Genomic DNA, 13,248 nt, shown 5'->3' with positions numbered 1-13,248 from the left:
TTCCTCGCCGACGCCCATCAACCACCACCTGACCTTCCAACACACATTGCGCTTGGCAGATGCAGCCACCGCCAGACTCCGTTATCATGCGCGCCCCTGCGATTAGTACGATTGAGAACCCCCATGCAACTCTTTGTTGATCAGCTCACCAATGTCGATTTCAGCTACTTGGACGCGCAGCGCGGCTTGGTAGGCGAAACTTGGTGGGCCAGTGCCCGTCTCGACGGCGCCTTGGACGAGCAAGGCATGATTTGCGATTTTGGCCAGGTCAAAAAAACCTTACGCAACTGGCTGGATGACGAAGTTGATCATCGCCTATTAGTGCCGACCCAAGCCGCCGAGCTGAGTTTGCAACACCACGACGACGGCATCAGCCTCGAATGGCAAAGCCAGCAAGGTGTGATCAGCATGCGCGCTCCACGCCAGGCGGTGGCCTTGATCGACAGTGACCGCATCGATGCCGACAGCGTCGCCCACTGGTGCCGACAGCAGCTCAAGCCATTTTTTCCGGTGAACGTCGAGCAACTGCAACTGGGCTTTGTACCCGAGCAAATTGAAGGCGCGTTTTACCACTACAGCCATGGTTTGAAAAAACACCTAGGCAACTGCCAGCGCATTGCCCACGGCCACCGTTCGCGCATTGTGATTCAGCTAGATGGCCAGCGCAGCCACAACGAAGAACAACGCTGGGCCAAGCGCTGGAGCGACATTTATTTAGGCAGCGACGAAGACGTCGTGGCACGCGACGATCAATACATTGATTACGCCTATCAGGCACAGCAAGGTGAATTTCAGCTGCGCATGCCAGCTCAACACTGCTACCAGATGAATACCGACACCACGGTGGAATTCATCGCCCAGCACCTTGCCCAGGCGATAAAAGCCGAGCATCCGCAGTGCGAAGTCACGGTGCAGGCGTTTGAAGGAGTCAATAAGGGCGCCATCGCCAGCGCTTAGGCTGGCGATCTGCTTAGGACACCTCTGAATAATTCGGTACCCTTAAGCAGTCTGCTCGACGTTTTGCCGCAAGCGGCGCTGACCGATGAAAAACAGCAGCAGCGCCACCGGCAACAGCCACCACAGCCACTGCTGCAAATCCTCGGCGTAGCGGTTACCCAACCAATAGGCCACGCCAAATAAGCCAGCCGCCCACACCAGAATCGATACCACATTGGCAATGGTAAAGGTCGAACCGGGCACCCGCGCCAAGCCACAGGCAATGTAACCAAACGAGCGCAGGCCTGGCATGCAGCGAATTAACGCCAGCTGATGCCAAGGCGCCTGCTGCAACGGCACCACTTGGCGTTGAATCAAATCATGCTGCATGCGCGCATTGAGCCAAGGCCACACCAGCGCCAAACGGCCAAACAAATAGTGCGCAGTATCGCCGACAAACATACCGAAACAGGTGGCTGCAAAGGCCAGCTCCGGCGCTATTCTGCCGCTGGCGGCCAGCAAAGCCGCACCGATAATGGCCAAATCTTCCATGGCAAAGGTGGAAACAATGATGATCAACACCAGCCAGGCCGGATGACTTGAGTAGCTCAGCAGCGATTCCAACATGCCTGAGACCTAAGCGATAAAAAGGACGGCCATTTTAGCAGGTCTGACCACCACCGCCAGCGCTGCGCTGGCGGGTAAAATCCGGTAAACTGCGCGCCTTTCATTTATGCTCAGCCGGGAACTGCTATGTCCACTGCGAATCTGGAACTGTCTGCGTTAACCGCAATTTCACCCATCGACGGCCGTTATGGCAGCAAAACCAGCGCTCTGCGTAGCGCCTTTTCTGAATACGGTTTGATCCGCGCCCGGGTCGAAGTAGAGATCCGCTGGCTACAACAGCTGGCCAATCATGCCGGCATTGCTGAAGTGCCCGCGTTTTCTGACAGCGCCAATGCGCTGCTGAACGCCATCGTTGACGACTTTTCCGTCGCCGATGCCGAGCGCATCAAAGCCATCGAAGCCACCACCAATCACGACGTCAAAGCGGTGGAATACTTCATCAAAGAGCGCTTTGCCGGCAACGACGAACTGCAAGCCATTAACGAGTTTGTGCACTTTGCCTGCACCTCAGAAGACATCAACAACTTGTCTCATGCGCTGATGCTGCGCCAAGGCCGCGACCAAGTATTGCTGCCTGCCATGCGCGACATCGCCAATGCCATTCGCGCCCTGGCCCACGAGCACGCCGAACTGCCAATGCTGTCGCGCACCCATGGCCAGACCGCCTCCCCCACAACCCTGGGCAAAGAGATGGCGAACGTTGTCGCGCGCCTAGAGCGCCAGATTCAGCAACTGGAAGCTGTCAGCTTACTGGGCAAAATCAACGGCGCCGTCGGTAACTACAACGCGCACTTATCGGCCTACCCGGACGTCGACTGGCAAGCCAATGCCCAGCAGTTTGTCGAGTCTCTCGGCCTTAGCTGGAACCCGTACACCACTCAGATTGAGCCACACGATTACATGGCCGAACTGTTTGATGCCATCGCCCGCTTCAACACCATCGTCATCGATTTCGACCGCGATATTTGGGCCTACATCTCGCTGGGCTATTTCAAACAGCGCACCATTGCCGGTGAAGTGGGTTCATCAACCATGCCGCACAAGGTCAACCCAATTGACTTCGAAAACTCTGAAGGCAATCTTGGCCTGGCCAACGCCGTGCTCGATCACTTGGCCGCCAAACTGCCAATTTCACGCTGGCAGCGCGACCTGACCGACTCTACCGTATTACGCAACATGGGCGTTGGTGCCGGCTACAGCATGATCGCCTACCAGGCCACCATGAAGGGCATCAGCAAGCTGCAAGTCAACGCCGAGCGCGTGGCTGCAGACCTCGATAACGCCTGGGAAGTACTGGCCGAGCCGATCCAAACCGTCATGCGTCGCTACGGCATCGAGCAGCCATACGAGAAGCTCAAAGCCTTTACCCGTGGCAAAGCCATTACCCAAGACGCCATGGGTGAATTTATCGCCAGCTTGGAGCTGCCAGACACGGTCAAAGCGGAGCTAAACGCCATGACGCCGGCCAGCTACATCGGCAATGCCGCCGCTCAGGCAAAAGCCATTTAAGATCGATCATCGCGACTGGGCAGCTTCGGCTGCCCTTTTTCATGCCATCAAAGAAGTTTATGTATGCACGTATTGGGTGATATCAGCGTAGAAACCTTTCTGCGCGACTACTGGCAAAAAAAGCCGCTACTCATTCGCAATGCCTGGCCAGGTTTTGAGCCGCTATTAAGCGCTGAGGAACTGGCAGGCTTATCACTGGATGAAGAAGTCGAAAGCCGCCTTATTCAAGAACACGGGGAAGATGGCCCTTGGCAGCTGAAATGTGGCCCGTTCACAGAAGACGACTTTCGTCAGCTGCCCGACAGCCACTGGACCTTGCTGGTGCAAGCCGTTGACCATTGGCTGCCCGAAGCCTGTGAACTTTTGGAGCAATTTCGTTTTATTCCCGGCTGGCGCCGCGACGATCTGATGATCAGCTATGCAACAGACGGTGGCAGTGTTGGGCCGCACTACGACCAATACGATGTTTTCCTGCTACAAGCAGAGGGACAGCGCGAATGGCGCCTTGGCCAACACTGTGATTCACACTCCGCTTGCCTGCAAGGCCCCGCCATTCGTGTTTTAGAGCAGTTTGAGCAAAACGACAGCTGGATCCTCAACCCTGGTGACATGCTGTATTTACCGCCACAACTGGCCCACTACGGCATCGCCCGCGGCGAGTGCATGACCTATTCCATTGGCTTTCGTGCCCCCGCCGCCAGCGATTTAGCCGATACATTGGCCGATCAGCTGTCGATGTGCAAAAACGAAGACTGGCGCTACCAAGACCCTGACCTCGAACCACGCCAGGACGATGCTGAGATTACCGCCAGTGACGCCCAGCGCATGCTAAAAGCCTTGCAGCAAGCACCCATCGATCAGCTGCAAGCTGCCTTGGGCCAACTGATGACCGAAGCCAAATATCCGGAGCTGGTCCCTGAAGACTTGCCCGACGCTCAGCTCAGTGACGCCGAGCACTGGCAGCGACCGGGTTTTGTGCGCATGGCCTACAGCCAGGACACCTGCTTGAGGCTTTACGTCATGGGCGAAGCGTATGCCATTGATGCCAACGACCTCGAATGGGTGCGCTACCTGTGTCAACAGCGGCGCTATACTGCCGATAGACTGCATCCGCCTGAGTTAACCACCGACAGCCGCCAAGTGCTGGATACACTGATTCAGCGTCAGCTGTTGCAACCGGAGGACTAACCATGGAAATCGACGTCGTCAGCTGGCAACAGCAGCGTGAAACCCTGCAAAATATTCGTCGCCGCGTCTTTATCGAAGAACAAGGCATTGCCGAACAAGACGAGTGGGACGATGACGATCTTCATGCCAACCACTTTCTTTGCTATGACGGCAAGCGACCAGTGGCCTGCGCCCGGCTGCTGAGCGATGGTACCTTTGGTCGCCTAGCGGTATTACCCGAGCATCGTCAACAGGGCTGGGGCTCACGCCTGCTGCGCGCGTTGGAAAAACACGCGCGCGAAAAACGACAGTGGCGCCAAATCAAAGCCAGCGCACAAACCTCGGCGTACGAGTTTTATCGTCGCAACGGCTATCACCCAGAGCCAGAGTTTTACTGGGACGCGGGCATTGCCCATATGAGCATCCGCAAAGTGTTGGCGCGCACCGAAAGCGATAGCCAGCGCTTTGTGCCTGGCCAAGATGAACACGCGTATCGGTTAGAAGGGGATGCCGCTGCCGCAGGCTTAGTGCAGCTGGCATTGCGCGGCGGCCAACGCCAAGCCATGCTCAGCATTGTCGACATCAACCAACCTTTGTGGCGCAGCCGCGATACCCTCGACAGCATCAGCTATTTTGTTCGCCACGGCCGCCAACGCCGTTTACAACTATTAATACCCGGCGAATATGCCGGGTTGGCCGACCATCCTCTCATGCAATTGCAGCAGCGCCTTACCAGCCGCTTTGAAGCACGCCAGTTTAGCGGCGTCGAACGTAACGAGCTGATTTTGATGCCGGGGTGCCATGTGCGATTAGACGCAGATCGCTCTCTGGCTTCATTCAGTGATCGCGCCGCCGCCAGCAAAGCGCGTGAACAGTTCGAGGAGCAATGGCGCAGCAGCCAACCGTTACGCGAGGCCAAGCGCTTACGGCTCTAGCGGCTGCCGACCTGAGCGTTTTAGCACCCTCAGCTAAATAAAAACACCAGCACGTGCAGACTGATCACCACGCCCGTCAGCACTTTGCGCAGATAGGAATAACGGGCGTTATAGTGGCTGGCAACATTGCTGTCAGTGTCCAGCCACAACAGCAAGCCATAACCAATCACCAACAGCGGAATCGCCACCGCAAAAGGAATAAAATAAATCATCAACGCCCACAGCGACGTGCCAATCGACAAAAACAAATCAATGGAAGCGGCTTTTTCTCCCATGGATTGCAACGCCCCCCAGCAAGCCCCCGCCATAAACGCCAGAATCACCACCGAATAAAGCTTAAATAATGCCTCACTGCCCTCAATACCGAGCAACACACCCATCGCGGTTAAAACGAAGGGCAGCAACCCAGCATAGCCAAGACGCTCGGTCAGATTTAGTTGTGCCAGCCATTGCTGCATAAATGCTCTCCTATATATAACTGCGCCAACATCACTGTGATGTGCGCAATAATTCTGCGACGCGCTCCGCATCCGCTTGGGTATCAACCCCGTGTCCAGGTGCCTGATCGATTACCGTCATATGAATCCGTGTGCCGTACCACAATGCCCGCAATTGCTCGAGCGACTCGGTTTGTTCCAATGCACAGGCCTCCATGGACTGATAGTGCTGTAAAAAAGAAACGCGATAACCGTACATGCCAATATGACGGAACACCGGCATTTTATTGGTGATGGCAGCGCCATCAGCGTACTGATCCCGATCCCAGGGAATCGGCGCACGAGAAAAATACAGGGCAAAATGCTGGCGATCGAGCACCACTTTTACAATATTCGGATCAAATACTTCACGTGCTTGCGTCAAGGGTGTACACAGCGAGCTCATGCCAGCCTCAGGATTATTTAATAATCCAGCCGCCGTCGCTTCCACCAAGGCTTTGGGAATCAAGGGCTCATCGCCTTGTAAATTCACGATGACATCATCGGATTGCCAACCCCGTAGTTTGGCCACCTCGGCGATTCGCTCGGTGCCATTTTCGTGATCTGGTGCCGTCATTACGACGTCCGCACCGAAATTACGCGCCACGGTCTCGATACGCACGTCATCAGTAGCCACCACGATGTCACGCACACCCGTGCTCAAAGCACGTTCGTAAACGTGCTGAATCATCGGCTTACCCGCCAACTCCAACAACGGCTTGCCTGGCAACCGACTGGAGCTGTAGCGCGCCGGAATCACAATTTTATAATCAGACATACTCATACCTTATAATAATCACGATACCAACGGGCAAAATTTTCCAACCCCGTGGCCAGCGATGTATTCGGTGCAAACCCCACATCGGCCATTAAATCATCGACGTCGGCATAAGTGGCCAGCACATCTCCGGGCTGCATATCGACGTAATTTTTCTTGGCTTTTTTACCCAGCACCTGCTCAATGGTGTCAATAAAGGTACCTAGCTCTACGCTGTTGTGGTTACCAATATTGTAAATTTTGTAAGGTGCACTGCTGCGACTGGCATCGCCAGTGCTGACCGTCCAGTCAGACTGTGGCTGCGGTATTTTTTCTGCCACACGACACACCCCCTCGACAATGTCATCGACGTAGGTAAAGTCGCGTTGCATCTTGCCGTGGTTAAAAACATCAATGGTTTCTTCGGCGAGAATTTTGCGGGTAAAACTAAAATAAGCCATATCCGGCCGACCCCAAGGGCCGTACACCGTAAAAAAGCGCAACCCGGTAACGGGTAAACGGTATAAATGCGCATAGGTATGAGCCATCAGCTCATTCGACTTCTTGGTAGCCGCATACAGAGAAACCGGATGATCCACTCGATCACTGGTTTGATACGGGATGCGATCATTCAAGCCGTAAACAGAACTGGACGATGCAAACACCAGGTGCGGCGTTTGTTGATGGCGACAGGCTTCCAAAATATTAACAAAACCAACCAGGTTGCTGTCGACATAGGCGTGAGGGTTTTCAATGGAATAGCGCACGCCCGCTTGCGCAGCCAAATGAATAACGCGGTCAAACTCGTGCTGCGAAAAAACCTGATTAACGGCTTGGCGATCAGACAGCTCAAGCGTTACAAACTGAAAAGCTGGGTAGTGAGCTAGCCATTCCAGCCGTCCATGTTTTAGGGAGACATCATAATAATCATTCAGATTGTCTACGCCGATGACCTCGTGACCCTGCTCTAACAGCGAGCGAGCGGTAAATGCGCCAATAAATCCAGCGGCGCCAGTAATCAGGTATTTCACGAACTGCGTTCCTCAGAAGACTGCTCAAATTCTGGCAGCATGGCTTTGATATAAGCCTCTGCCAATGGCATGCGGCTGCCCAGAATAACATCTGCGACCTCCCTTGCCACGCCCCGGCCACCCAGACTGTCGGTAATCAGATCGGCGTGCTCTCGTACCAGCCAGTAACCATCGGCAGGGGCAATACTCAGCCCTACTTTTTTCATGACCTTTAAATCAATGACATCATCACCGACATAGCAAACCTGCTCGGGCGATAGCCATAGCTCATCTAGGAGTAAAGATAACTGTTGCCATTTGTCATGGCAGGCGGGGTAAAAATGAGCGATGCCAAGATCTTTTATTCGACGGCTCAGAGGTGCAGATGTTTTGGCAGAAATAACAGCGGTTAAAATATCAAACTGACCCAGCAGTTTAATACCAACACCGTCTTTTACATTGAAGTGCTTAACTTGCTCGCCATCGGCAGAATAACTCAGCGTGCCATCAGTCAACACACCGTCGACATCAAATACCACCAATTTGATTGCGCGAGCTTTTTCTTTGATTGCGTCAGGAAGATGAACCATGATAATTCCCGTTATTAATCTCCATAATTGCATTGTACCGCGTTATGGAATTAATCGGGAAAAGATGGCATCCCCAAGGGGATTCGAACCCCTGTTACCGCCGTGAAAGGGCGGTGTCCTAGGCCTCTAGACGATGGGGACGCTAAGAAAAGGTTTTGGTGGAGCCTAGCGGGATCGAACCGCTGACCTCAACACTGCCAGTGTTGCGCTCTCCCAGCTGAGCTAAGGCCCCGTCTCAAAACGTGGGCGTATAATACGTAGCGCCCTGGTGGGTGTCAACAACTTTTTTTAAAAAAATTCTCTAAAACAATGACTTACCCCACCAGAGCGCGATGACGCCCTAGTTCGCGTGCAGTTCGGCGGTGACGGCGGCATCCAGCTCGCGATATTTGCGCTCCATCTTCTTCAGCCGTTTCTTGCCGACGCCACCGAGTACATCAATGGCATGGCGAATACGCGCGCGGCTAATGTCTGGCCCCAGCAACGCCATGGTATCGAGCACAGAGATGGTTTGCGACGTTCCAGCAATCGCCATAAAGAATGGAAACAGAAAATCTCTGACTTTCAGCTCCTGCAATTTGGCCAGCGCAAATAACCGTGCTTCGATTTCTGGTTTGTCCCAGTGACGAATGGCTTCCAACTGCCACAGACCAAACTGCAGTGTTTCCAGCAGGCTTTCTTCATCAAACGCCTTGTGCTCAAAATCCGCGGCAGTTAATACCGGCATGCCAGACAAAAAATGCCCAGCCAAAGGCGTCACATCAGAGAACACCTCTACCCGTGGCAATAAATGAGGAATTAATGCTTCTACACGTTGCTGATCAAAACCCCAGCTTGTAAAGCGCTGCACAAATTGCTCGGCATCCAACTCACGCAACCACAAACTGTTTAACCAGCGTAATTTTTCAACATCAAACACTGGGCCACCCAGTGATACGCGAGAAATATCGAAATGCTCGAACATTTGCTGGCGAGAAAACTTTTCTGCTTCATCCGGCATAGACCAACCCATGCGCGCCAAATAGTTCAACAGCGCCTCTGGCATAAAGCCCATGCGCTCATAATACAAAATAGACGTCGGGTTTTTACGCTTACTGAGCTTGCTTTTATCTGGGTTGCGCAGCAGCGGCATGTGGCAAAGTACCGGCATTTCCCAGCCAAAGTATTGATACAGCAAGGCATGTTTTGGCGCTGAGCTGATCCACTCTTCACCCCGAATCACGTGGGTGATTTGCATTAAATGGTCGTCGACGACATTGGCCAGGTGATAGGTCGGCATGCCATCGGACTTTAATAGAATCTGTGCATCGACTTGCGCCCAGTCGAGTTCTATTGGGCCGCGCAGCATATCCGTGACAACACAAACGCCATCCTCTGGGACCCGCATACGTACCACAAAGGGCGCACCTTCGGCTTCACGGCGTGCTTGCTCCTCTGCCGGCAGCTCTAGATCGGAAGGTTTTAAGGCTGTGTGCTGGCCTTGCTCCTGACGTTGAGTGCGCAACGCCTCCAGTTCTTCCGGCGTGCGATAACACTTAAACGCATGGCCAGAAGCCAGCAGTTTTTCAACATGCTCGATATAAACGTCTTTGCGCTCACTCTGGCGATAAGGTCCGTGCTGTCCGCCAACATCTGGACCTTCGTCCCACTCCAGCCCTAGCCAACGCAGACTGTCCAAAATGGTTTTTTCGGAATCCGCCGTACTGCGAGCCTGATCTGTATCTTCAATACGCAAAATAAACTGGCCACCATGCTGGCGCGCAAAGGCCAAATTAAACAAGGCGATGTAAGCGGTGCCTACATGAGGGTCGCCGGTGGGCGACGGAGCGACACGAGTGCGAACAGTCATAACGGTCCTTTTCGGATAGGGTTGGATAAGGCGGCGATTATAGAGAAATCGCTGCCATCACGCACCAGCCCCGCCGTCTTGTTCTATCTCCGCCTCCATATCACTGAGAATGGCGACCACCCGCTCGCTGGCCTTCTCCATTTGCTCCAAATGGTTAATGGCTTGCGGTGAATTGCCACTGCGATGCGCTTCCAACGCTTTAAAGCCTTGGCGATGTACCGCCGAGTGGGGTTCTTCTAAGCGCGCATAAGCAGTTAGATGACGGTAACGCTGAAAACCTAAACCCTCGTGATACCAGCGCCCCAAGCGACAACTGGTATCATCGGCCAGGCCTGCTGCGGCGTCCTCATCCTGACTCCAAATCGCCTGATATACCTTGGACTTCCACACCACATGATCGAGCTTCACGGTCTCAATAAAGCTGCTGTTGGCCGTGGTGGTAAAACTTCTGGATACATGCTCAGAAACACTGCCAACGGAAACCACCTGAGCCGCCACTTGTTGTACATTTTCAGCCAGCTCGCCGCTGCGGCTGCCGACGGTGCTAATGCCATTGGCGACCAAATCCACTTCACCGCCAATCGTCGAAATTAACGAACCGATTTCTGCTGTGGCGTCGGCCGTGCGCTGGGCCAAGGTGCGCACCTCATCGGCCACCACGGCAAAACCTCGACCCTGCTCCCCTGCCCGCGCTGCTTCAATGGCCGCATTCAGCGCCAACAGGTTGGTTTGCTCTGAAATGCCTTGAATCAGCCCCACAAAATTTTGGATGCCACTGGCGACTTGCTTGAGGCCAGACACCGCCTCCGATGCCGTTGCGGTGTCTTCGCCAATACTGCGCAACTGGGCCATTAAATGATCCAATGTCGTGCCAATACCGGCCACTTCGTTGATCGCCCCTACCACTTCTTTGTTTTTTTCTTCCATCATCTCAGCACTACCTGCCATGGTGTTGCGAATATCATCCAACGCAGTCGATGATGAAAACCACAAATCGCGCAGACTCTCGAGTTCCGTCAGTTGCGCTAGGCTGTATTCGGTGCGCATATCTGCCACCTGCTTAACCTTGCGTAACAACTCGTTGTCACGCTCCAAACGCTGTACGCGTTCTTTTAACCCCTCGACCTCTGCCGACGTCTTCGGCTGACTTGCTTTAAACCACACAGTTGCTTCCTCCCTTGGTAGCGACAGCTATATCTGGTTATCGACCACCTTCTTGGTTTACTTCAGCTTAGCTAGGGATTGGCTGCGGGCATAAAAAAACCGGGGCATGCCCCGGTTTTTTCAATCAACTAGCGGTATTACCAGCCAGTGACTTCTTTCAATGCGTCGCCGATTTGCGCCAAAGAGCGCACGGTTTTAACACCGGCATCTTCCAAAGCAGCAAATTTTTCATCAGCGGTACCTTTACCACCTGAAATGATCGCGCCCGCATGGCCCATGCGCTTACCTTTGGGTGCAGTCACACCAGCGATGTAAGACACAACCGGCTTGGTCACGTTTTCTTTGATGTAAGCCGCTGCTTCATCTTCTGCAGTACCACCGATCTCACCGATCATCACGATGGCTTCCGTCTGTGGGTCGTTCTGGAACATTTCCAGAATGTCGATGAAGTTAGAACCTGGAATCGGATCACCACCGATACCAACACAGGTCGACTGACCGAAGCCCGCGTCTGTGGTTTGCTTAACGGCTTCATAGGTCAGGGTGCCGGAGCGAGATACGATACCGACTTTACCTGGCAAATGAATGTGGCCTGGCATAATGCCGATTTTGCATTCACCTGGAGTGATCACGCCTGGGCAATTAGGGCCGATCAGACGAACACCCAGCTCATCACACTTGACCTTACATTCCAGCATGTCCATCACTGGAATGTGCTCAGTGATGCAGACGATCAGCTTAATGCCAGCGTGAGCGGCTTCCAGGATAGAATCCTTACAGAAAGGTGCTGGTACGTAGATAACAGACGCTTCTGCGCCAGTCGCTTCTACTGCTTCGGCAACGGTATTAAACACTGGCAGACCCAAGTGCTCAGTGCCGCCTTTGCCTGGCGTTACACCGCCAACCATTTGCGTGCCGTAAGCAATGGCTTGCTCAGAGTGGAAAGTACCCTGACCGCCAGTGAAACCCTGACAGATAACTTTGGTGTCTTTGTTAATCAAAATAGACATGTCTTAGTTCCCCGCTGCCTTAACTGCTTGAACTGCAGCGTCTGTTAAACTTTGTGCCGCGATGATGTCGAGACCTGACTCATCCAGAACTTTTTTGCCCAGATCGGCATTGGTGCCTTCCAGACGAACCACCACAGGAACGTTCACGCCGACTTCTTTTACGGCACCGATGATGCCTTCAGCGATCATGTCACAACGCACGATACCACCGAAGATGTTCACCAATACTGCCTTCACTTTGTCGTCTGACAGGATCAATTTGAACGCGTGCGCAACGCGCTCTTTGGTCGCACCGCCACCAACGTCCAGGAAGTTAGCAGGGAAGCCGCCGTGCAGAGCAACCATGTCCATGGTGCCCATCGCCAGACCAGCACCGTTGACCATACAGCCAATGTTGCCATCCAGCGCGACGTAGTTCAGATCCCATTCCGCCGCTTCGGCTTCACGCGCATCTTCTTGCGAAGGATCGTTCATTTCTTGCAGGTCTTTATGGCGGTACAACGCATTGCCATCAACGCCCAATTTGGCGTCCAAGCAGTGCAGATCACCGTCTTCTTTGATCACCAGCGGGTTCACTTCGATCAGCGCCAGGTCTTTTTCAACAAACAACTGCGCCAAACCCATAAAGATCTTGGTGAACTGCTTGATTTGATCGCCTTGCAGACCCAGCTTAAACGCCAGCTCACGGCCTTGGTAAGGCTGCGCGCCCGTCAGCGGGTCGATGATTGCTTTGAGGATCTTTTCTGGCGTTTCTTCCGCCACTTTTTCGATCTCAACACCACCTTCCGTTGATGCCATGAAAACAACGCGACGAGTTGAGCGGTCAACTACCGCGCCCAAGTACAGTTCGTTAGCGATATCGGTGCAGCTTTCTACCAGAATACGGCTGACAGGCTGACCGTTTTCGTCAGTCTGATAAGTCACCAGGTTTTGACCCAGCCACTTTTCAGCGAATTCTTTGATCTCTTCTTTGCTGGAAACCAGCTTCACGCCACCCGCTTTACCGCGGCCACCGGCGTGTACTTGTGCTTTTACGACCCACTTGTCGCCGCCGATTTCATCGGCTGCTGCTACAGCTTCGTCTGCAGTTTGGGCTGCCACACCTTTTGACACAGGCAGACCATACTGAGCGAAAAGCTGCTTACCCTGATATTCGTGAAGGTTCATCGCTTTCGTCCTGTCTATCAGTTTTGTCGGAGTACCCGACGTTTGTGATGC

13 protein-coding genes and 2 tRNA genes are annotated in these 13,248 nt (G+C 53.6%); 4 read left to right on the top strand and 11 right to left on the bottom strand.

Annotation, left to right across the window (positions count from 1 at the left end; genetic code table 11):
* The first annotated feature begins 123 nt into the window (after positions 1–123).
* On the top strand, positions 124–957 hold the full coding sequence (locus IE090_RS14330) for a 6-carboxytetrahydropterin synthase (protein WP_189389318.1): 834 nt from the start codon (positions 124–126) through the stop codon (positions 955–957).
* Positions 958–999: 42 nt separating this feature from the next.
* Here IE090_RS14330 and IE090_RS14325 read toward each other — a convergent pair whose 3' ends face one another.
* On the bottom strand, positions 1,000–1,563 hold the full coding sequence (locus tag IE090_RS14325) for a DedA family protein (RefSeq protein ID WP_189389316.1): 564 nt from the start codon (positions 1,561–1,563) through the stop codon (positions 1,000–1,002).
* Positions 1,564–1,704: 141 nt separating this feature from the next.
* Between IE090_RS14325 and purB the strand changes: the two genes are divergently transcribed.
* The 3 genes from purB to IE090_RS14310 all read left to right on the top strand — a co-directional run bounded on the left by purB (position 1,705) and on the right by IE090_RS14310 (position 5,174).
* Positions 1,705–3,072: an adenylosuccinate lyase gene (purB, locus tag IE090_RS14320; protein ID WP_189389428.1), complete on the top strand. Its 1,368-nt coding sequence runs from the start codon at positions 1,705–1,707 to the stop codon at positions 3,070–3,072.
* A 63-nt stretch (positions 3,073–3,135) separates the two neighbouring features.
* The gene (locus IE090_RS14315; protein WP_189389314.1) at positions 3,136–4,260 is read left to right on the top strand and encodes a cupin domain-containing protein; all 1,125 of its coding nucleotides are present in this window, start codon (positions 3,136–3,138) and stop codon (positions 4,258–4,260) included.
* 2 nt (positions 4,261–4,262) lie between these two features.
* On the top strand, positions 4,263–5,174 hold the full coding sequence (locus IE090_RS14310; RefSeq protein ID WP_189389311.1) for a GNAT family N-acetyltransferase: 912 nt from the start codon (positions 4,263–4,265) through the stop codon (positions 5,172–5,174).
* 29 nt (positions 5,175–5,203) lie between these two features.
* On the opposite strand, the gene IE090_RS14305 is transcribed toward IE090_RS14310, so the two are convergent.
* The 10 genes from IE090_RS14305 to sucC all read right to left on the bottom strand — a co-directional run bounded on the left by IE090_RS14305 (position 5,204) and on the right by sucC (position 13,197).
* Positions 5,204–5,632, bottom strand: a complete 429-nt coding sequence (locus IE090_RS14305) for a DUF3429 domain-containing protein (RefSeq protein WP_189389308.1) — start codon at positions 5,630–5,632, stop codon at positions 5,204–5,206.
* Positions 5,633–5,663: 31 nt separating this feature from the next.
* Positions 5,664–6,428: a 3-deoxy-manno-octulosonate cytidylyltransferase gene (gene kdsB, locus IE090_RS14300; protein ID WP_189389305.1), complete on the bottom strand. Its 765-nt coding sequence runs from the start codon at positions 6,426–6,428 to the stop codon at positions 5,664–5,666.
* Positions 6,429–6,430: 2 nt separating this feature from the next.
* Positions 6,431–7,438 (bottom strand): NAD-dependent epimerase, encoded by a 1,008-nt coding sequence (locus tag IE090_RS14295; RefSeq protein ID WP_189389302.1) that lies wholly within the window; start codon positions 7,436–7,438, stop codon positions 6,431–6,433.
* On the bottom strand, positions 7,435–8,007 hold the full coding sequence (locus IE090_RS14290; protein ID WP_189389300.1) for a KdsC family phosphatase: 573 nt from the start codon (positions 8,005–8,007) through the stop codon (positions 7,435–7,437). The genes IE090_RS14295 and IE090_RS14290 overlap by 4 nt, the downstream gene beginning before the upstream one ends.
* 65 nt (positions 8,008–8,072) lie before the next feature.
* Positions 8,073–8,148 (bottom strand) — tRNA-Glu (locus IE090_RS14285).
* Between the two features lie 15 nt (positions 8,149–8,163).
* A tRNA-Ala gene (locus IE090_RS14280) sits at positions 8,164–8,239 on the bottom strand.
* 108 nt (positions 8,240–8,347) lie between these two features.
* Entirely contained in the window at positions 8,348–9,856 is a 1,509-nt protein-coding gene (gene gltX / locus IE090_RS14275; protein WP_189389297.1) for a glutamate--tRNA ligase, read from the bottom strand.
* A 57-nt stretch (positions 9,857–9,913) separates the two neighbouring features.
* Positions 9,914–11,020 carry a methyl-accepting chemotaxis protein gene (locus tag IE090_RS18015; protein WP_189389294.1) on the bottom strand — a complete coding sequence of 369 codons (1,107 nt, stop codon included), beginning with the start codon at positions 11,018–11,020 and terminating at the stop codon, positions 9,914–9,916.
* A gap of 137 nt (positions 11,021–11,157) precedes the next feature.
* Complete coding sequence (sucD, locus tag IE090_RS14265) at positions 11,158–12,030, bottom strand: succinate--CoA ligase subunit alpha (protein ID WP_189389291.1); 873 nt, start codon at positions 12,028–12,030, stop codon at positions 11,158–11,160.
* 3 nt (positions 12,031–12,033) lie between these two features.
* Positions 12,034–13,197, bottom strand: a complete 1,164-nt coding sequence (sucC, locus tag IE090_RS14260; protein WP_189389427.1) for an ADP-forming succinate--CoA ligase subunit beta — start codon at positions 13,195–13,197, stop codon at positions 12,034–12,036.
* Positions 13,198–13,248 lie beyond the last annotated feature (51 nt).

It is taken from the genome of Bacterioplanes sanyensis (assembly GCF_014652515.1).
Taxonomy (GTDB): domain Bacteria; phylum Pseudomonadota; class Gammaproteobacteria; order Pseudomonadales; family Oceanobacteraceae; genus Bacterioplanes; species Bacterioplanes sanyensis.
The sequence above is the reverse complement of the archived record's forward strand: the minus strand, read 5'-3'. Positions and strand labels throughout refer to the sequence as shown.

Excerpts from the sequence above, each read along its gene's own strand:
- IE090_RS14330 (WP_189389318.1), top strand. The coding sequence starts at position 124 with ATGCAACTCTTTGTTGATCAGCTCACCAATGTCGATTTCAGCTACTTG.
- IE090_RS14325 (WP_189389316.1), bottom strand. The coding sequence starts at position 1,563 with ATGTTGGAATCGCTGCTGAGCTACTCAAGTCATCCGGCCTGGCTGGTG.
- IE090_RS14315 (WP_189389314.1), top strand. The coding sequence starts at position 3,136 with ATGCACGTATTGGGTGATATCAGCGTAGAAACCTTTCTGCGCGACTAC.
- IE090_RS14310 (WP_189389311.1), top strand. The coding sequence starts at position 4,263 with ATGGAAATCGACGTCGTCAGCTGGCAACAGCAGCGTGAAACCCTGCAA.
- IE090_RS14305 (WP_189389308.1), bottom strand. The coding sequence starts at position 5,632 with ATGCAGCAATGGCTGGCACAACTAAATCTGACCGAGCGTCTTGGCTAT.
- kdsB (WP_189389305.1), bottom strand. The coding sequence starts at position 6,428 with ATGTCTGATTATAAAATTGTGATTCCGGCGCGCTACAGCTCCAGTCGG.
- IE090_RS14290 (WP_189389300.1), bottom strand. The coding sequence starts at position 8,007 with ATGGTTCATCTTCCTGACGCAATCAAAGAAAAAGCTCGCGCAATCAAA.
- gltX (WP_189389297.1), bottom strand. The coding sequence starts at position 9,856 with ATGACTGTTCGCACTCGTGTCGCTCCGTCGCCCACCGGCGACCCTCAT.
- sucD (WP_189389291.1), bottom strand. The coding sequence starts at position 12,030 with ATGTCTATTTTGATTAACAAAGACACCAAAGTTATCTGTCAGGGTTTC.
- sucC (WP_189389427.1), bottom strand. The coding sequence starts at position 13,197 with ATGAACCTTCACGAATATCAGGGTAAGCAGCTTTTCGCTCAGTATGGT.